The sequence below is a fragment of the Streptacidiphilus jeojiense genome, from assembly GCF_000719095.1.
In the GTDB taxonomy this organism is placed as follows: Bacteria; Actinomycetota; Actinomycetes; order Streptomycetales; family Streptomycetaceae; genus Streptacidiphilus; species Streptacidiphilus jeojiensis.
The window spans coordinates 51612-69193 of sequence record NZ_JOEH01000026.1; the positions used below are offsets into that span (position 1 = coordinate 51612).

The window sequence follows — 17582 nt, forward strand, 5'->3', positions numbered from 1 at the left end:
CGAACGCTTGACAGCCATGTGCATGCCCCGTAGAAATCAGCTGGCTAGAGAGCGCTCTCTTCCGCACGAATCAACGCCAACCGGCCCTACGGGCAGGCGTGCTGCGCCGTCACTCCGCCGCAGCTCCGCCATGCCCGCTGCTGGAACCGAGAAGGCGCGAGCCGCGCTGAAGGGAAGGCAACGTGTTCGTCATACCGCGTATCGGCCGGGGGCCCGGCCGACGAAGCGAACCTCGAAGGCAGGTGCCCCGGACATCGGCGAGGGGGCGCTCGCTCCTGGCCACCGTGGCACTGCTGGCCGGATGCCTGTCCGGCGCCGTCGCCACCACGATGGTCGCCGCCCCCGCCGCGCAGGCGGACACCGTGCCGCCGGCGCCGTCGGGTTGGACCACCGTGTTCGGCGACAACTTCGCCGGGGCAGCCGGCTCGGCACCGTCGTCGGCCAACTGGTTCTACGACATCGGCACCGGCTACGGGACGGGGGAGAGCGAGCAGACCACCAACTCGACCGCCAACTCCTACCTGGACGGCAACGGCCACCTCGTCCTGAAGGCCATCAACAACGGCGGGACCTGGACCTCGGCACGGCTGGAGAGCACCCGCGAGGACTTCCAGGCACCGGCCGGCGGCAAGCTGGAGATGACCGCCTCGATCGAGCAGCCCAACCCCGCCAACGGCCTCGGCTACTGGCCCGCGTTCTGGGCCCTGGGCTCCCCGATGCGCGCGGGCGGCGGATGGCCGCAGTCCGGCGAGATCGACATGATGGAGGACGTCAACGGCCTGAACGAGGCCTCGCAGACCCTGCACGACTCGGCGAACAGCCCCGGGCACGGCCTGATCGCCTGTCCCGGCGCGGGATCCACCTGCCAGACCGGCTACCACACCTACTCGGTCATCATCGACCGTACCGACACCAGCGCCGAGACCCTGCAGTTCCTGATGGACGGCACGGTCGAGAGCACCATCACCGAGGCCTCGGTCGGCACCGCCGCCTGGCAGGCCGCCATCGACCACGGGTTCTTCATCATCTGGGACCTGGCGATGGGCGGCAACTACCCGGACGGCGTCTACGGTTCGGCGACCCCCACGGCGGCGACGACCTCGGGCGCCTCGATGAGCGTCGGCTACGTGGCCGTGTACGAGCAGGGCGGCAACTCCACCCCGACCGGCACCGCCACCGCCACCGGTGCGCTCAAGGGGATCAACAGCCTCTGCGCGACCAACCAGAACTCGCTGAACACCGAGGGCAACCCGATCGGGGTGAGCGCCTGCAACGGCAGCGCCGGCCAGCAGTGGTCGCCCTACAGCGACAACACCGTACGGGTGCAGGGCGGTTGCCTGGACGTGGTGAGCGCAGGGACCACCAGCGGCACCAACGTCGACTGGTACCCCTGCAACGGCACCGCCGCCCAGGGTTGGACCCACCAGGCCAACGGCGAACTACTGAACCCGAGTTCAGGGCTGTGCCTGACCGATCCGGGCGGCAACACCGCCTCCCGGCTCGACATCGAGACCTGCACCGACTCCGCCCAGCAGCAGTGGACGATGCCCACCGGCAGCGGAGGCACCGGGAACACGGTGACGGTGACCAATCCCGGCAGCCAGACCTCGACCGTCGGAACGGCAACCAGCCTGCAGGTACAGGCGAGTGACTCGGCGTCAGGCCAGACCCTCACCTACGGCGCCAGCGGGCTGCCCGCCGGGCTGTCGATCAACGCCTCGTCGGGCCTGATCTCGGGCACCCCGACGGCCGCAGGGACCTCCAACGTCACGGTGACTGCCAGCGACACCACCGGGGCGGTCGGATCCACCTCCTTCAGCTGGGTGGTGAACGCGGCCGGCGGCAGCGGGTGCGGTACGACCAATGTCGCGCTGAACAAGACGGCCACGGCTTCGTCGGCGGAGAACGTGGGTACGCCGGCGCAGGATGCGGTCGATGGTGATACGGGGACGCGTTGGTCCAGTGCGTTCTCGGATCCGCAGTGGTTGCAGGTGGATCTGGGTTCGGTGCAGAGCATCTGCAAGGTGGTGCTGGCTGAACAAGACGGCTACGGCTTCGTCGGCGGAGAACGTGGGTACGCCGGCGCAGGATGCGGTTGATGGTGATACGGGGACGCGTTGGTCCAGTGCGTTCTCGGATCCGCAGTGGTTGCAGGTGGATCTGGGTTCGGTGCAGAGCATCTGCAAGGTGGTGCTGTAGCTGAGTACCGCTCAGCGCTCGTTGCTAAGCACTCAGGTGCGGGGTGGACCGGGAATCCGATTCCCGGCCCACCCCGCACCGACGCCGTCAGGGCACCGGCTAGGCCGTGGCCTGGGCCCGAGTGGCGTCGGTCTCCGTGCCCTCCTACGCGCGGGCCCGGGAGCGGACATGGTCGACGTAGCGCATGGTGAAGACGAGCGGCAGGGCGAACGCCGCCGTCTGCACGATGATGCGGCCGACGGCGGAGGAGTGCGCCAGGGCGGCGAGCCCGATGCATCCGGCCGCGAACGAGGCGGCCCATACCGCCGAGATGATCATATTGACGCGCAGGAACAGCGGGTTGTCCCAGACCGCGCGCGGCATGCTCTGCCGGGCAACGCCGAGGGTGAAGGGCTTGCACACCAGCAGCGACCCCACCGCGATCACCCCGAGCGCACCCGACGCCATCGCCGGGATGTACGCATGCAGCGCGGTATGCGGATCCGTGAACGCGAGCGCGGTGAGTCCGGTGAAGTAGGCGCTGGTTCCGAGTTCCATGATCTGCGCGTCCAGCGGCAGTCCGCCGCGGGTCTTGCGCACGATCTCGACGACCGAGACGACGAGCGCGAACAGCGCGGCCCACTTCCACTGTGCAGAGGGGATGACCGCGAAGGCGATCCATGGCGCAAAAGCGCGCAGGTAGGACACGGGAGGGCTCCCTCGATACGACTGACATGTCTGGACTGACAGGTCGAAGCTAAAATCTCGTCACCAACATGTCAATCCAGAAATATCGACAGCGACAGGTGTTCCCCGAGATGTCGACTGGCCACCCGTCCGAACCGGAAGCTAATGTCAACGGTCATGAGCCTGCGACATGCACTGCTGGGGCTGCTGCGCGAGCAACCCGCCAGCGGATACGACCTGATGCAGATCTTCAAGCTGTCGCTGGGCAACACCTGGCCGGCCACGCAGGGCCAGATCTACCCGGAGCTCGGCAAGTTGGCCGACGCCGGTCTGCTGTCGGTCTCCGAGCAGGGTGCGCGCGGCCGCAAGGAGTACGCGCTGACCGAGGCCGGACTGGCCGAAATCCGCCACTGGCTGCTGGAGACGGAGCCGGAGCTGCACCCGCGCAGCGAGTCGCTGCTGCGCATCTTCCTGCTCGGCGCGCTCAGCCGCGAGGAGTCGGAGAACTACCTCCGCTGGCTCACCGAGGCCTCCGGCAAGGAGGTCGCCACGCTGGAGGCCATCGAGGCGACCTCCGCCGACTGGCCCGACACCGACCTGGCGGAGTACAGCGGCCTGGCACTGGAGTACGGCAAGCGGCTCTGGCTGATGACGGAGGAATGGTCGGCCTGGGCCGCCGACCAGGTCGCCGCCCGCACCAAGGCCAAGCAGGACCAGGCGGAGCGGGACCCGGCCCAGGAGGAAGAAGACCAGAAGTAGCGGGGCCGCAGTCCCGGCTCCCACTGCGTCAGCGCACCGACGCCTCGCGCAGGACCGACCAGGCGTCGGCCGGCGGACCCAGGTGCCTGAGCTTGTCGGGGTTGATCACCGTACGGATCGTGCGGATCCGCCCGTCCAGGATGTCCAGGGCCAAGGTGTTGACGACCCTGCCCTCCCGGTCCCGGACGACCGCTCCCGGCTGGCCGTTCACCCGGTGTGGCTGTACGACCCCGCCGATCCGGACGAAGGACGGCACCAGTGCGACCAGCACCCGCGCCACGCTCTCGGCACCGAGGATGCGTTCGGCCAGCTGCGGCGACTTGCCGCCGCCGTCGCCCACCATCTGCACGTCGGCAGCCAGCAGTTCGCGCAGCCCGTCGACATCGCCCTCCCGGAGGGCGTCGAAGAACCGGTCGGCGAGTTCCTCGCGCTCCCTGCGGTCGGCCTCGAACCGGGGACGGCCCGCGTCCATGTGCCGACGCGCCCGTAGCGCGAGCTGGCGGCATGCCGCCTCCGAGCGCCCCACCGCCGCAGCGACCTCGGGGAAGCCGAAGGCGAACACCTCCCGCAGCACGAACACCGCACGCTCCAACGGACTGAGCCGCTCCAGCAGGAGCAGGGCCGCGACGGAGACCGATTCGGCCAGTTCCGCCGAGCGCTCCGGGTCCTGGTAGGGATCGGTGAGCAGCGGCTCGGGGAACCACGGCCCGACGTACTCCTCCCGGCGGACCCGGGCCGAACGCAGCACGTCGATCGAGATCCGGGTGACCACGGTGGACAGGAAGGCCCGGACCGAAACCGGCTGCGCCGAGGAGCCCTCGACGCGCAGCCAGGCCTCCTGGACCGCGTCCTCAGCCTCGCTCACACTGCCGAGGATCCGGTAGGCGATCGCGAACAGCAGCGGTCGCAGCTCCTCGAACTCCTCGGCCCGGGCGGACATCGGGGCCGGACCCGGACCCGCCCCTCCTGCCGCGACCACCCGCATGACATCACCTTCCGATCCCGGAGACCGTCTCCGTGACAGCAGACGAGACAGCCCGGCCGTCTGTGACATCCCGCCCACGCCCGCAGTCACCTGTCAGTGCCTCGTGATTGACTCCTCAGGCGCGGCTCTCCACGGACAGGAAGGAAGGCCCCATGAAGCTTCTGCTCACCTCCGGCGGCGTCAGCAACCGGACCATCCGTGACGCACTGGTCGACATGCTGGGCAGACCCATCGCCGAGTCGACCGCCCTGTGCATCCCGACCGCGATGTACGGCGTGCTGCCCGGGACTGCCGTCATGACGTGGCGACAGATCGCCGGGCAGACCCCCACCCCCTTGGTCGAACTCGGGTGGAAGTCCGTGGGAATGCTGGAGCTGACCGCGCTGCCCAGCATCGACCGGGAGAACTGGATCCCCTTGGTTCAGGAGACCGACGCCCTGCTGGTGTGCGGCGGCGACGTGCTGTATCTGCACCACTGGATGCGCGAGTCCGGCCTGGCGGATCTCTTCCCGTCGCTGAGCGAGACGGTCTACGTGGGGCTGAGCGCCGGCAGCATGGTGATGGCCCCGCACGTCGGGCAGGAGTTCGTCGGCTGGAAGCCCGCCGCGGGCGGCGACAGCGGGCTGGGCCTGGTCGACTTCTCGATCTTCCCGCACCTGGACAATGCGGAGTGCCCGGACAACACCATGGCCGACGCCGAGAGATGGGCCGAGCGGATACCGGTGCCGGGGTACGCGGTCGACGACGACACGGCCATCACCGTGGTGGACGGTGCCGTCGAGGTCGTCTCCGAAGGGCACTGGAAGCTCTTCGACCGCTAGGGTGCTGCCGCCCGGTTCAGCGCGCAGCGGCTTCCCAGATGAAGCCGTCCGGGTCGGTGAAGGGCTCGGGGGAGTCAGCGGTGATGGCGAGGCGGTGGGATCCGGTGCCGTCGGGGGCGACGCCGGCGTCCTTGGCCAGGGCGCGGCGGCCGTACAGGGCCAGCTTGACCGGGCTCGACGGGTCGGCGGCGAACTCGACGTACTTGCTGCCGAAGCTCTTGCCCACGGTCAGCCCGTGCTCCACGTAGAAGCGCTTGCTGTCGGACATGGACTCGACCCCCAGCAGCAGCGCGATCTCGTCGAACTCCTTGGTGACCGGGCCCTGGTCCTTCTTGTTCGAGGTGGCGACCTTCCAGATGGTGCCGTCCGGGGCCTGGACGCTGCCGCCGTAGCCCCAGAGGGACTTGGTGACAGGCTTGATGCTGGTGGCGCCGGCGTCGAGGGCGGCGTCGACGAGGGCGTTGACGTTGCCGGGCTGGGACACGATCAGTGACAGCGTGAACCCGCGGAAGCCGGTGCTCGGCGCCTCCGAGGCGCGCAGGCGGAGCACCTGGGGGTCCAGTTCGAAGGCGGCCGCGTAGAACTTCTCGGCGGCGGCGGGGTCGGTGACGTCGATGGTGACGAATTCGATGGAAGTCATGCTGATAACGCTAGGAGAGGTGAGGTGGCCGGTGCTTCTTGATTCCTGACCGGTCCGCCCGGGTGTCACACCGGCGGCTGCGGCGGTGTCTTCATGCAGACACGCACACAGACACAGCACCGAGGAGAACACCATGACACCGCGCATTCCGAAGGCGGAGCTCCCCACCGAGTTGCGGGAGAACCTGATCGAGCAGCTCGGCGCCGTGCCCGAGCCCGTCGAGGTGATGTTCAACCACCCCGCACTGGCCACCGACAACCTGGCGTTCTCGGCCAGGGTGGGCGCCTGGGACGTGGCCGACGCGAGCCTCAAGACGTTCGCGCACATGGCGGTCGCGGCGCAGGTCGGCTGCAGCTGGTGCCTGGACATCAACTACTTCGCCGCTCTGAACCAGAACCTGGACCTGGCCAAGGCGAGCCAGGTGCCGCGCTGGCGGGAGTCGGAGGTGTTCACCCCGCTGGAGCGCGACGTGCTGGAGTACGCCGAGGCCATGACGAACACCCCGACGACCGTCACCGACGAGCTGTCGGCGAGCCTGCTGGACCGGCTCGGCCCGGCGGCGCTGGTCGAGCTCACCGTCTTCATCGGCTTCGCCAACCTGTCGACCAGGACCAACACGGCGCACGGGATCACCTCACAGGGCTACTCCGACGCCTGCGAGATCCCGCTGACCGCGCGTCCGGCCGGCGGCTCCCGGGTAGCGTCGACGGCATGAGCGATGATCCTTTCGTCACCCATCGCAGCCTGCTGTTCACGGTCGCCTACGAGATGCTCGGGTCGGCGGCCGATGCCGAGGACGTGCTGCAGGAGTCCTGGCTGCGGTGGGACGGCGTGGAGCGCTCGCAGGTGCGCGATCCGCGGGCGTACCTGGTCCGGATCGTCACCCGGCAGGCGCTCAACCGGCTGCGGACGCTGTCCCGCAGCCGTGAGGAGTACGTCGGGGAATGGCTGCCGGAACCCCTGCTGACCAGCCCCGATGTCGCCGAGGACGTCGAACTCGCGGAGAGCGTCTCGATCGCGATGCTGACCGTGCTGGAGACGCTCGGGCCGACCGAGCGGGCGGTCTTCGTGCTCCGCGAGGTCTTCGACCTTCCCTACGGCGAGATCTCCGAGGCCGTCGGGAAGTCCGCGGCCGCGGTGCGGCAGATCGGCCGGCGGGCACGGGAGCACGTGGCCGCCCGCCGGCCCCGGGTGCAGGTGAGCCGGTCGGAGCAGCAGGCCGTGGTGGAGCGGTTCCTGGCGTCGTTGCGCACCGGGCAGTTGCAGGAGCTGATGGAGGTGATGGCGCCGGACGTGGTCCTGATCGCCGACGGCGGCGGGGTCGCGGCCGCCGCTCTGGCTCCGCTGCACGGGGCCGAGCTGGTGGCGAGGGTGCTCGCGCGGGCGGACCGGGAGACGGTGGACGTGCTCGAGACCACGACCGTGTGGCTCAACGGCGCACCGGCGGGCCGGTTCGAGATCGACGGGGAGCCGACCGCGGTGAGCCTGGTGGTGGAGGAGGGGCGGGTCACCCGGGTCTACCTGATGCGCAATCCGCGGAAACTGACCCGGCTGGACGAGCCGGCCGAACTGGCCAGGTAGGGCTGGCCGGGTAGGGCTGCCGTTGCTGCGGCGGCAGGGGTGCATTGTCCTCGACGAAATATGTCCCAGCTTTGAGCCTGCTCTCAGCCGGATCTCAGACATCGAATGGATCTTGGCTGGCAGCAGGCGCGGACGGCCTCGGTCGAGAGCGCCGTTCGGGGGTCTGCACGATCATGGGGGACGGCCATGCCGCATCAGCAGTTGTCCGACACACCGTCAGCAGGCCGGGGATCCGGCGCGATCGGGGACTGGTTCAACCGGGTGTCGCTGCGCGGGCGCCTGGTGCTGCTGACGGCGCTGGCCGTCTCGGTGGCCGTGGTGCTGTGTGCGACGGTGAGCTGGTTCCTGGCCCAGCAGCAGATGATGCAGCAGGTCGACCAGACCCTGAGGCAGTCCGTCGAGCGCGCCGGCAACGACGCGATGGGCAATCTCCCGGCCCTGTGCCGGGAGTCGACCGAAGGCGGACTGGACCGGCCCACCGTGCTCTTCGCCGACGGGAAGGCCTGCGCGCCGGCCGACGGCACCGGGGTGGTGGTCACCCCGGCCGATGTGGCGATAGCCGCCGGCGGGACGTGGGGGCCCGGCGCCTCCAGCCACTTCCGCGAGGGCAGGACCGAGCTCGGCAGCCCGGTCGAGGTCTACGTGGTCAGCGTGCCGGTGGGGCAGCTGCGGATGGCCGTGCTGGTCTCGCAGCCCCTCGAACCCGTGCGCAGCGCCCTGGACCAGCTGATGCTGTTCCTGATCGCGCTGGCCGTGGTGGTGATCGGCGGCACGGTCTGGGCGGCACGTTGGGCCGCCAGGACGGCACTGCGTCCGGTGGGCCGTCTCACCGAGGCGGTCGAGCAGATCGCCCGCACCCAGGAGCCCGGCACCACGATCGCGGTGTCCGGCCGGGACGAGATCGCCCGGCTGGGGGAGTCGTTCAACTCCATGAGCAGCGCGCTCGCCAGCTCCCGGGACCGGCAGTCGCAGCTGATCGCCGACGCCGGACATGAACTGCGCACGCCGCTGACCTCGCTGCGCACCAATGTGGATCTGCTGGTGCGCAGCGAGGAGTCGCAACGGGCGCTGCCCGAGCAGACCCGGTTGCGGATGCTGCGCAACATGAAGGCGCAGACGGTCGAGCTGTCCACGCTGATCGGGGACCTGCTGGAGCTGTCCCGGCCGAGCCGCCCCGCGGGTTCGAAGCCGTTGGGGGTGCAGCCGCTGCACGACATCGTGGCCCGTGCCCTGGACCGGGCCCGGCTGCGCGGCCCCGGGCTGGTCTTCAGCGTCGAACTGCATCCCTGGTTCGTCCGCGCGGACGCGCACGCGATGGAGCGCGCGGTGGTCAACCTGCTGGACAACGCGGTGAAGTTCAGCCCGCCCGGCGGTGCCGTGGAGGTGCGGCTGGGTGCCGGGACCCTGACGGTGCGCGACCACGGCCCGGGCATCCCGGCCGAGGACCTGCCGCACGTCTTCGAGCGGTTCTGGCGCTCGCCCTCGGCCCGGCAGATGCCGGGTTCGGGGCTGGGCCTGGCGATCGTCGCGCAGACCGTCCGCGACGCCGGCGGGGAGGTGTCCCTGGCGGGTGCGGCACCGTCCGCTGACGGAACGACAGGCGGCGCCCTGTGCACCGTCCGGCTGCCGGGGGCTCCGACACCTCCGCCGCCGACACCTCCGCCGGCCGGGCAGTTCACGACATCCGCATCCTGACGGCGACACACCGACAAGTTTTCTTGTCTTGACAAATTTTATCTTCGGGTCGATCCTGGAGTGGTGCTGGACATCGCTGTGATTGAAGAACCCGCTGCGGCCGAGGCGTCCCTGGACCCGATACGGTCGCGGATCCTGGCCGCCCTGGCCGAGCCCGGCTCGGCCGCCATGCTGGCCGTCCGGCTGGCGCTGCCCCGGCAGAAGGTCAACTACCACCTGAAGGAGCTGGAACGGCACGGACTGGTCGAGCTCGCCGAGGAACGCCGCAAGGGCAATGTCACCGAGCGGGTCTACCGGGCCACCGCGGCCTCCTACGTGATCTCGCCCAGCGCCCTGGCCGCCGTCAGTCCGGACCCATCCCGCGCCCCGGACCAGCTCTCCGCGCGCTGGCTGCTGGCGGTCGGAGCCAGGCTGGTGCAGGAGGTCGGGATGCTGCTGACCGGCGCCGCCCGGGCCCGGCGGCGGGTCTCCACCTTCGGCATCGACGCCGAGGTCCGCTTCGCCACTGCGGCCGACCGGGCCGCCTTCACCGACGAACTGGCCCGGGCCGTGGCAGCCCTGGTCGCCCGCCACCACGATGAGAACGCCCCGGGAGGCCGGAGCCACCGCCTGGTCGTCGGCCTCCACCAGATCCCCACCGCCCAGGAGAACCAGATCGTGCAGGAGAACCGAACCGTGCAGGAGGACCCGCGATGACGCACCCCTTCGAGATCGAACAGGAGACGACCCTTCCGGCGACCCCGGAACAGGTCTGGGAGGCGATCGCGACCGGACCGGGGATCGACTCCTGGTTCATGGGCCGCAACGAGGTCGAGCCGCGCGAGGGGGGCACCGCCGCCATGGACGTCGGCGGGCAGCGGGAGGAGGCGGTGATCACCGCCTACGATCCCGGCAAGCGCCTCGCCACCCGCACCCCCACCTCCGGCGACGGCCGCTTCATGGCCTTCGAGTACCTGATCGAAGGACGGGACGGCGGCAGCACCGTGCTCCGCGTCGTCCACAGCGGCATGCTCGGCGACGACTGGCAGGACGAGTACGACGCGCTGCGCCGCGGCTGGCCCTTCCACCTGCACAGCCTGCGCGAGTACCTGGCGCACTTCCCCGGGCGCACGGCCGTGCCGGTGTTCGCCGTCGCACCGTCGGGCGAGCGGTCGGCGCAGCAGACCCGGTCGGCCCTGGCCCGCGCGCTGTCGCTGCCGGAGCCGGTCGTCGTGGGAGCCCGGGCGCACGCCGAGATCGCGGACCTGCCGCCGCTGGACGGCGAGGTGGTCTGGGCCGACGACGAGCGCTTCGAGGTCCGCGGCAGCGACGCGATCCTCACCTTCCACCACGGCTCCGGCATGGTGCTGATGTTCCATCACCTGTTCGGACCGGACACCGACGGGGCCGAGGCCGCCTGGCAGCACTGGCTGACCGGCCTCCTCGGCTGACCCCGCACACCGCGAACCACCGACCAGGCACCACCAACCCAGGAACCACCGACCAGCACCACACACCCAAGGAGATCACCATGCGTACCCTGATCAGCTCCGCCTTCGTCTCGCTCGACGGTGTCATGGAGGCCCCGGGCGGCGAGGACGGCTACCGCAACGCCGGATGGACCTTCAAGGAGGTCGAGTTCGTCCCCGAGGCGTTCGCCATCAAGGGTCGGGAGCAGGAGGAGTCCACCGCGATCCTGCTGGGCCGGGCCAGCTACCAGGCGTTCAGCCCGGTGTGGCCGGAGATGGCCGAGTTCGGCCACTACCGGACCATGCCGAAGTACGTCGTCTCCACCACCCTGACCGAGGACGGGCTCGTCTCGAACTGGGGCGAGACCACCATCCTGCGCTCGCTCGACGAGGTCGCCGCCCTCAAGGAGACCGACGGAGGCCCGATCATCGTCCACGGCAGCGTCGCCCTCAACCACAGCCTCGCCGACGCCGGCCTGATCGACCGTTACCACCTGCTGGTCTTCCCGCTGCTGCTCGGCGCGGGCAAGCGACTCTTCCCCGACACCGACAAGGACACCCAGAAGCTCCAGCTGGTCGAGCACGCCGTGTACCCCAACGGCCTGCAGCTGAACGTCCTCGACGTGGTCCGCTGACCGAGGTGGGTTGGCGGAGCTGTCCAGGAGGTCCACCGTGGTGCCGACGTCGGAGTTCGAGCCGATGTTGACCGCGTGCACGGTCATGGCCAGTGCGCGGGAGCAGTCCTGCTCGCCCACGAAGGTCAGTTGCAGCCCCGCCCCACGGGCACCGGTCACTACCGGATGCGAGGGGGACCGTGAAGTAGTGGCCCCGGTTCCGGTCGTGCCGGGGGCGCGGTGGTGCCGGGAGGTGATTGCATGGGAGACGTGCCGACGAACGACGACGCTGACCACACCGCCGACGCCGACCTGTTGCGGCGGTTGGACGACCTCTACACGGTCCGGCCGCCGTGGGAGATCGGGCGCCCGCAGCAGGCGTTCCTCGGCCTTGCCCGGTCCGGATCCATGGCCGGGCGGGTGCTGGACGTCGGCTGCGGCACCGGTGAGCACGTGCTGATGTGCACCGAGATGGGCCTGGACGCCTGCGGCCTGGACCTGGCCGCCACCGCCCTGCGGGCTGCGGAGGACAAGGCGCGCCGGCGCGGCTCCAGCGCGCGGTTCCTGCATCACGACGCGCGCAGGCTCGCGGAGTTGGGGGAGGAGCAGTTCGACACCGTGCTCGACTGCGGGCTGTTCCATCTGCTCGATCCAGGCGACCGCGGTGCCTTCGCGGCGGGGCTGCAGACGGTGCTGCGCCCGGGCGGGCGCTACTTCCTGCTGTGCTTCAGCGACCGGGAACCCGGCGAGGCAGGCGAGCGTGGACCGCACCGGCTGACGCGGGAGGAGATCACGGCCGCGTTCGCCGACCGGCTGCGGATCGACTCCATCGAGCCGGCCACGATCGAGATCGTCCTGGACCGGGAGGACATCCGGGGCTGGCTCGCCGCGATGACGAAGGTCGGGGAGACCCCGACGCACTGACCGCCCGCCGACGGGGTCGGCGGGCGTCAGGTGGCGGGCCTGGTGCGGCCCGGTGTGGGTCAGCCGAGGTTGTCGGTGATGAAGTTGGCACCGTCGTACGAGCCCCAACCGGTCACCTCGTCGTAGCCGGTGCCGGCGCTGTAGGCGCCGTTGCTGCCGCTGGTGACGTCGTGGAAGTCGTTGCTGTAGTTGGAGCCGGTGGCGTCGGTGTAGATGGCCGAGTTGGCGTAGCCGAGGGCGGACCCGCTCGACGCCGCCGCGTAGTCGTCGTAGATGGCGGTGAAGGCCGCCCAGTTCGGCGCGGCGGCGCTGGTGCCGCCGAACTCCTGCCAGGAGCCCGCCTCGTAGATGGCCCAGCCGGTGTTCGGGTCGGCCACCGCGGCCACGTCCGGCACCGTGCGCTTGGAGCCGCTGTTCACCGAGGACTGGAAGGACGGCGTGGCGTAGTACGAGGAGACGCCGCCGCCGCTGCCGTCCCAGGCGGTCTCGCTGCTCCAGGCGTTGGCCGAGGTCAGCGTGAGCGAGGTGCCGCCGACACCGGTGACGTAGGGGTCGGCCGCCGGGAAGTCCACCGAGGTGCCGCCGTTGCCGGCGTCGTCCGAGCCGCTGTCGCCCGAGGCGGCGTAGACGGACTGGCCCTGGGCGGCGTCCTCCTTGTAGGTGGTGTTGTCGGCGCTGCGGTTGGCGGAGGTCATGGCCGCCTCGTTCTCGCCCCAGCTGATGGAGACGATCGGCGCGGCGGAGGAGGCCAGCGCGGAGTACATGGCCTCGTCGCCGGCCACGGTGTTGGGGGCCTCGTAGACCTTGATCTTGGCGCCGGGGGCGAGGGCCTGGATGACCTCGATGTCGAGCTCGACCTCGTCCTTGCCGGAGCTGTCCGTGGTTCCGCCGCTGACCTTCACGACGGTCGGGGTCGAGGGGCTGAGCCCGAACTGGGTGTCGTAGGCGGTGACGTCCGACTGGGTGAAGGTGGAGAACTCGACCAGCGAGATGGTCTGGCCGGTGCCGTCGTAGCCGCCGCTGACCAGGGAGGTGAGGTCATAGGCCTTGCGCGCCTGAGTGGGCGTCAGGCCGGAGATGGCGTGCGAGGTGGCGTTCGGGGTGACCTTGCGCTGGGCGAAGTGCGCGTGCTGCGCGTGGTTGTTCAGGCCGGCCACGTCCACGACGTCCGCCGCGAGGGCGGCGGGCAGCTTGGGGTCGCTGTCGTTCGCGTAGAAGCCCTGCTTGGTGGTCTTGTCGGTGTAGTTGACCAGGCTGACGCCGAAGGCCTTGCCGACCTGCCGGGCGGTGCCGGAGGCGGTCACCGACAGGTGCCCGCCGGACACCGGGGCGACGGTGAGGCCCTGTGCCTTGAGGTAGCCGGTCACCTGGGCGACGGTGGCGTCGGAGGCGCCGTAGCGGGCCGCGAACTGGGCGACCGTCAGGTAGTGCTTGTAGAGCTTGGAGGTGGGGTCCGCCACCTGCTTGAGGAAGGCGTCCAGGCCCGCCTCGTCGCGCGCGGCCAGGCTCACGGTCACCGATATCCGCTGGGACGGGGCCACCGCGCCGTGGCGAACCGCCTGCTGCACGGCCGGGATCACGTCGCCGTGCACCGCCACGTTCGGAGCCGGGGCGGCCTGGGCCGCGGGGGAGCCGAGAACGGCGAGGACGGGCAGCGGCGCCACGAGGGCGCCGAGGATCTTCAGACGACGAGCGTTCATGGGGGGTGTCCTCCAGCGGAGAGGGTCCTGCCGAGCAGGGATGCGACCCCCAACCTAGGAAGGCATGGTCATGTCACATAAGCGGAGGAAACCCTTGCACCCGATGCCCCCTCCCTTGCTCCCCGCGCCCGCACCCTTGTTCCGCTGTTCAGCCGGTCAGCGTCTTGACCAGTTCGGTGCGCGACCGCACCCCGAGTTTCCGGTAGACCCGTGACAGCGAGGCCTCGACGGTCTTCACGCTGACGAAGCAGGCCGCGGCTATCTCGCGGTTGGTGGAGCCCGCTGCGGCGAGCGCCGCGATCCGCTGCTCGGGAACGGTGAGCGCGGCCGGCTCCGCGGCACCGCTGCCCGAACGCGGCACCCGGCCCTGCTCGATCCGGCGCAGCCAGGGAAGGGCCCCGGCGGTCCGGCACAGTTCCCACGCCTCGTCGGTGGCCCGCCGCGCCGCGGCGTGCCGTCGTCGTCGGCGCTCCAGGTCGGCCAGGGCGACCAGGGACCGGGCCAGTTCGAGCGGGATCGCCTGCTGCCGCAACCGGTCGACGGACGCCGCCAACAGCTCCTCGGCCTCGGTGAGTTCGCCCAGGGCCAGGCAGCGCAGCGCGGCGGCGCGCTGAAGCCCGGCGAGCACGCCCAGGCGGCCGAGCCGCCGGGCGGTGGCCGAGACCTCGTCGATGAACTCCCCGGCCTCCGCCAGCGATCCCTCGCCGACCAGGGCCTCGGCGAGGTCGGGGTGCCAGCGCCCGATGCCGGGGTCCACGATGCCCATGGACTGCTCGATGGACCGCACCTCGCGCAGCACCGCGGCGGCCGGGCCCGGCTCGTCCGCGAGCAGGTGCACCCGTCCCAGCACGGTGGTGTTCCACAGGTACCAGAAGCGGTCGCCGTCCTGCTGAGCGCTCCGCGCGCCCTCCTCGGCCAGCAACCGGGCCCGGTCCAGCGAGCCGTTGGTCGCCTCGGCCGCGGCGGCCGCGTACGCCACCGGCCCGTCCAGGCCGTCGATGTCCTGGCTCAGGGCGGCGGCGCGCCGGGCCGCGGCCAGGGCTCCGGCGCAGTCACCGGCACGGTTGCGGATGTCGGTGAGCAGGATCTGCGCCCGCAGCGCGTCCTCGACGCCCACCTGGTCCCCGAAGCGGTCCAGGGTCGCCGTGATCGAGGCCTCGGCCTCGGCGAGGCGGTCCGCGTGCAGATGGAAGATCGCCTCGGTGGAGAGGGTCTCCCACAGCCGCAGGTGGTCCACCCGGTGCGCCCGGGCGACGGCCAGTGCCTGCGCCAGCGTGGTCTCCGCGTCCTGGTCCCCGCCCAGCCGCTGCAGGTAGGCGAGCGAGGTCAGCGCCTCGACCCGGGTCATCACCGCGGCCCCGCCCGCGGCCTCGGCCAGCGCGGCGGCCCGACGCGCCTCGACCGCGGCCTGCCCGACCCGTCCGGCCAGCAGGTCCCGGTCCGAGGCCCAGCAGCGCAGCTGCGCCTCCAGGGCGGGGGATCCGGCGGCCTCGACCAGCCCGTCGGCGATCAGCCGTCCCTCGCCCTCCAGGGCCTGTCCCGCGCACATGAGCAGGACGATCCGGGCCCGGATCCTGGTCGTCGGGTCCTCCTCCTCGTTCAGCACGCCCTGGGCCTCGCGCCGGGCGTCGTCCCACAGCCCGGCGTCGCAGGCGTACTGGGCGCTGGCGATGCGGCGCTGCGCGCGCACCGGGCCGGCGTCGGCGGGGGTGCGGGCCAGCGCCAGGGCCGACAGTTCCGCCGCGGTGGCCGGGGCCCCGCGGCGCCTGGCCGCGTCGGCGGCGACGGCCAGGGTCGTCGCCACGCCCTCGTCCCTGGCCGGGTTGGCCAGCGCCAGGTGCCTGGCCCGCTCCACCGGTTCGGTCACGGCGGTGGCGAGCCGGGCGTGTGCGGCCCGGCGGGCCTGCCCGGATGCCTCGGCGTACAGGGCGGATCCGATCAGCGGGTCGTCGAAGCGGATCTGGCCGTTCAGGTCGATCCGCAGCAGCCCCAGCCGTTCGGCGGTCTCCAGGTGCACGGCGACCGATTCGTCCCCGGCGGTCGCCAGCAGGGTGAGGTCGGGGCGGGCCGCCGCACTGGCCAGGACCAGGGCCTGGACCACCTCCTCGGGCACGGTGCGCAGCCGGTCGAGCAGCAGTGCGCGCAACGGGCCCGGGATGTCGGTCGGGGTCCCGGTCCGGTCGGCGGCGGCCGGCAGCGAGCGCAGCAGCTCCAGCGCGTAGAGCGGGTTCCCCCGGGAGAGCCGGGCGATCTCCCGTACCGTCGCGGCCGGGAGCGGGGCCCCCGCGCTCTGTTCGAGCAGCCGGGTGAGGTCGGTGGAGTCCAGTGGCGGGACCGTCAGCTGCAGGCTCCCGGCCGGGCACAGACCCGCGTGTGCGGGCGGCTGTCCGTGCGGGACCCGCTCGCTCGCCAGTACCCGCAGGTTGAGACCGGCGGTCCGGCGCGAGACGAACCCCAGGATCTGCGCCGTCGGGCCGTCCATCCACTGGATGTCGTCGACCACGAGCCACACCGGCCCCTCGGCGCAGAGCCGGCGCAGCAGGGTGAGCACCGCCAGGTGCACCCCGGCGCCGTCGACCGCCGCCCGGGGGTCGTCACCGCGCAGCAGGACCGCACGCAGCGCCTCCCGCTGCCCGGCAGGCAGGCCGCCGACGGTCTCGTCGGACACCGGTTCGAGCAGGTCGATCAGGCACATGAACGGCAGCGGGACCTCCGCGGCCGCCGGGGAACAGCGCAGCACCCGCACGCCCCGGGCGAGCGCCTGCTGCGCCAACTGGTCCAGCAGGTGGGACTTCCCGATCCCGGCCGGGCCGGTCAGCAGCAGGCCGGGAGCCTGCCGCAGGCCGTCCCGGGCGGTGCGGCGGAGCTCGTCCCGGTTCGCGGACCCCAGGTTGTTATCGCTCACACCACGTCCCTCCGCACGGCCGGAATGCTGCTACCGGGCGGTATTGTGACACTTTCAGGTGTCGTGCATGAGTCCGCCCGGATTTCGGCTCGTGGATCGGCTTCAACAGCCCTGTGCCACCGTGCCGTTGGGTGCAGATCCGGGAATCGGCTGGAGGACCTTGGGCTGCTTCCGGTGCCACACCAGCGGGTGGCTGCTGTGGTCGTTGCTCATCGCGAGCACCCGCAGCACGACGATCTCGTGGTCGCCGGCCGGGTAGCGGTGCTCGACCGCGCACTCCAGCCAGGAGGGGGCGTCGTCCAGGAAGACGGCGCCGGAGGCGGTCCCGGTCGTGCCGATGCCGCGGAGCCGGTCCTGCTTGTTGCGGGAGGCGAGCTGGCGGGTCTTGCCGGCGTGGACCTCGCTGAGCAGCGAGATACCGAGGACCGGTGCGCCGGACAGCAGCGGCCAGGTGGTGGAGCCGCGCTGGACCGCGAAGGAGACCATCGGCGGCCGGTAGGAGACCCCGACGGTGAAGGAGGAGGCGATCATGATCACCGGCTCGGCCCCGACCAGGGTGGCGATGGCCACGACGCCGGACGGGAAGCCGGAGAACGCGGCCCGCATGTGTTCCGGGTCCGTGGTGAATTCGTGTGCGGAGGCCAT

At 71.2% G+C, this 17582-nt stretch carries 17 protein-coding genes; 11 read left to right on the plus strand and 6 right to left on the minus strand.

Going from position 1 to position 17582, the window contains the following annotated elements:
- The first annotated feature begins 284 nt into the window (after positions 1 to 284).
- Together IF29_RS49090 and IF29_RS49095 are read left to right on the plus strand one after the other, a co-directional pair.
- Positions 285 to 2099 (plus strand): ricin-type beta-trefoil lectin domain protein, encoded by a 1815-nt coding sequence (locus IF29_RS49090; protein ID WP_051726239.1) that lies wholly within the window; start codon positions 285 to 287, stop codon positions 2097 to 2099.
- A complete protein-coding gene (locus tag IF29_RS49095; RefSeq protein WP_408640824.1) occupies positions 2071 to 2199 on the plus strand; it encodes a discoidin domain-containing protein in 129 nt (42 codons plus the stop codon). Before IF29_RS49090 ends, IF29_RS49095 begins: the two co-directional genes overlap by 29 nt.
- Positions 2200 to 2343: 144 nt before the next feature.
- On the opposite strand, the gene IF29_RS0130550 is transcribed toward IF29_RS49095, so the two are convergent.
- Positions 2344 to 2886, minus strand: a complete 543-nt coding sequence (locus IF29_RS0130550; protein WP_030261620.1) for a DUF3159 domain-containing protein — start codon at positions 2884 to 2886, stop codon at positions 2344 to 2346.
- Between the two features lie 156 nt (positions 2887 to 3042).
- On the opposite strand from IF29_RS0130550, the gene IF29_RS0130555 reads away from it, so the two are divergent.
- On the plus strand, positions 3043 to 3624 hold the full coding sequence (locus IF29_RS0130555; RefSeq protein WP_030261622.1) for a PadR family transcriptional regulator: 582 nt from the start codon (positions 3043 to 3045) through the stop codon (positions 3622 to 3624).
- A 28-nt stretch (positions 3625 to 3652) separates the two neighbouring features.
- Here IF29_RS0130555 and IF29_RS0130560 read toward each other — a convergent pair whose 3' ends face one another.
- Complete coding sequence (locus IF29_RS0130560; protein WP_232242666.1) at positions 3653 to 4609, minus strand: RNA polymerase sigma-70 factor; 957 nt, start codon at positions 4607 to 4609, stop codon at positions 3653 to 3655.
- Between the two features lie 152 nt (positions 4610 to 4761).
- On the opposite strand from IF29_RS0130560, the gene IF29_RS0130565 reads away from it, so the two are divergent.
- Positions 4762 to 5430 (plus strand): Type 1 glutamine amidotransferase-like domain-containing protein, encoded by a 669-nt coding sequence (locus tag IF29_RS0130565; protein WP_030261625.1) that lies wholly within the window; start codon positions 4762 to 4764, stop codon positions 5428 to 5430.
- Positions 5431 to 5446: 16 nt separating this feature from the next.
- On the opposite strand, the gene IF29_RS0130570 is transcribed toward IF29_RS0130565, so the two are convergent.
- Positions 5447 to 6070, minus strand: coding sequence for a VOC family protein (locus IF29_RS0130570; protein WP_030261627.1), 624 nt, complete (start codon positions 6068 to 6070; stop codon positions 5447 to 5449).
- A 133-nt stretch (positions 6071 to 6203) separates the two neighbouring features.
- Here IF29_RS0130570 and IF29_RS0130575 point away from each other — a divergent pair, with 133 nt between their 5' ends.
- The 7 genes from IF29_RS0130575 (at position 6204) to IF29_RS0130605 (ending at position 12332) form a co-directional block, all read left to right on the plus strand.
- Complete coding sequence (locus IF29_RS0130575; RefSeq protein WP_030261629.1) at positions 6204 to 6785, plus strand: carboxymuconolactone decarboxylase family protein; 582 nt, start codon at positions 6204 to 6206, stop codon at positions 6783 to 6785.
- Positions 6782 to 7651 (plus strand): RNA polymerase sigma-70 factor, encoded by an 870-nt coding sequence (locus tag IF29_RS0130580; RefSeq protein ID WP_030261630.1) that lies wholly within the window; start codon positions 6782 to 6784, stop codon positions 7649 to 7651. Before IF29_RS0130575 ends, IF29_RS0130580 begins: the two co-directional genes overlap by 4 nt.
- Before the next feature lie 186 nt (positions 7652 to 7837).
- Entirely contained in the window at positions 7838 to 9346 is a 1509-nt protein-coding gene (locus IF29_RS0130585) for a sensor histidine kinase (RefSeq protein ID WP_084715239.1), read from the plus strand.
- Positions 9347 to 9409: 63 nt separating this feature from the next.
- On the plus strand, positions 9410 to 10042 hold the full coding sequence (locus tag IF29_RS0130590; RefSeq protein ID WP_037597203.1) for an ArsR/SmtB family transcription factor: 633 nt from the start codon (positions 9410 to 9412) through the stop codon (positions 10040 to 10042).
- Positions 10039 to 10776 (plus strand): SRPBCC family protein, encoded by a 738-nt coding sequence (locus IF29_RS0130595; RefSeq protein WP_030261638.1) that lies wholly within the window; start codon positions 10039 to 10041, stop codon positions 10774 to 10776. Before IF29_RS0130590 ends, IF29_RS0130595 begins: the two co-directional genes overlap by 4 nt.
- Before the next feature lie 80 nt (positions 10777 to 10856).
- Positions 10857 to 11429 carry a dihydrofolate reductase family protein gene (locus IF29_RS0130600; RefSeq protein WP_030261639.1) on the plus strand — a complete coding sequence of 191 codons (573 nt, stop codon included), beginning with the start codon at positions 10857 to 10859 and terminating at the stop codon, positions 11427 to 11429.
- 249 nt (positions 11430 to 11678) lie between these two features.
- The gene (locus IF29_RS0130605; RefSeq protein WP_232242667.1) at positions 11679 to 12332 is read left to right on the plus strand and encodes a class I SAM-dependent methyltransferase; all 654 of its coding nucleotides are present in this window, start codon (positions 11679 to 11681) and stop codon (positions 12330 to 12332) included.
- Positions 12333 to 12391: 59 nt separating this feature from the next.
- Here the strand turns inward: IF29_RS0130605 and IF29_RS0130610 are convergent, their stop codons facing one another.
- The 3 genes from IF29_RS0130610 to IF29_RS0130620 form a co-directional block, all read right to left on the minus strand.
- Positions 12392 to 14032, minus strand: a complete 1641-nt coding sequence (locus IF29_RS0130610) for a S53 family peptidase (RefSeq protein ID WP_030261643.1) — start codon at positions 14030 to 14032, stop codon at positions 12392 to 12394.
- 148 nt (positions 14033 to 14180) lie between these two features.
- Positions 14181 to 16937, minus strand: coding sequence for a helix-turn-helix transcriptional regulator (locus tag IF29_RS0130615; RefSeq protein WP_030261645.1), 2757 nt, complete (start codon positions 16935 to 16937; stop codon positions 14181 to 14183).
- Positions 16938 to 17039: 102 nt separating this feature from the next.
- Complete coding sequence (locus IF29_RS0130620; RefSeq protein ID WP_051726240.1) at positions 17040 to 17582, minus strand: flavin reductase family protein; 543 nt, start codon at positions 17580 to 17582, stop codon at positions 17040 to 17042.

Coding starts and splice junctions, on each gene's coding strand:
- IF29_RS0130555 (WP_030261622.1), top strand. CDS start 3,043: ATGAGCCTGCGACATGCACTGCTGGGGCTGCTGCGCGAGCAACCCGCC.
- IF29_RS0130560 (WP_232242666.1), bottom strand. CDS start 4,609: ATGCGGGTGGTCGCGGCAGGAGGGGCGGGTCCGGGTCCGGCCCCGATG.
- IF29_RS0130565 (WP_030261625.1), top strand. CDS start 4,762: ATGAAGCTTCTGCTCACCTCCGGCGGCGTCAGCAACCGGACCATCCGT.
- IF29_RS0130570 (WP_030261627.1), bottom strand. CDS start 6,070: ATGACTTCCATCGAATTCGTCACCATCGACGTCACCGACCCCGCCGCC.
- IF29_RS0130575 (WP_030261629.1), top strand. CDS start 6,204: ATGACACCGCGCATTCCGAAGGCGGAGCTCCCCACCGAGTTGCGGGAG.
- IF29_RS0130580 (WP_030261630.1), top strand. CDS start 6,782: ATGAGCGATGATCCTTTCGTCACCCATCGCAGCCTGCTGTTCACGGTC.
- IF29_RS0130585 (WP_084715239.1), top strand. CDS start 7,838: ATGCCGCATCAGCAGTTGTCCGACACACCGTCAGCAGGCCGGGGATCC.
- IF29_RS0130595 (WP_030261638.1), top strand. CDS start 10,039: ATGACGCACCCCTTCGAGATCGAACAGGAGACGACCCTTCCGGCGACC.
- IF29_RS0130600 (WP_030261639.1), top strand. CDS start 10,857: ATGCGTACCCTGATCAGCTCCGCCTTCGTCTCGCTCGACGGTGTCATG.
- IF29_RS0130610 (WP_030261643.1), bottom strand. CDS start 14,032: ATGAACGCTCGTCGTCTGAAGATCCTCGGCGCCCTCGTGGCGCCGCTG.
- IF29_RS0130620 (WP_051726240.1), bottom strand. CDS start 17,582: ATGGCCTCCGCACACGAATTCACCACGGACCCGGAACACATGCGGGCC.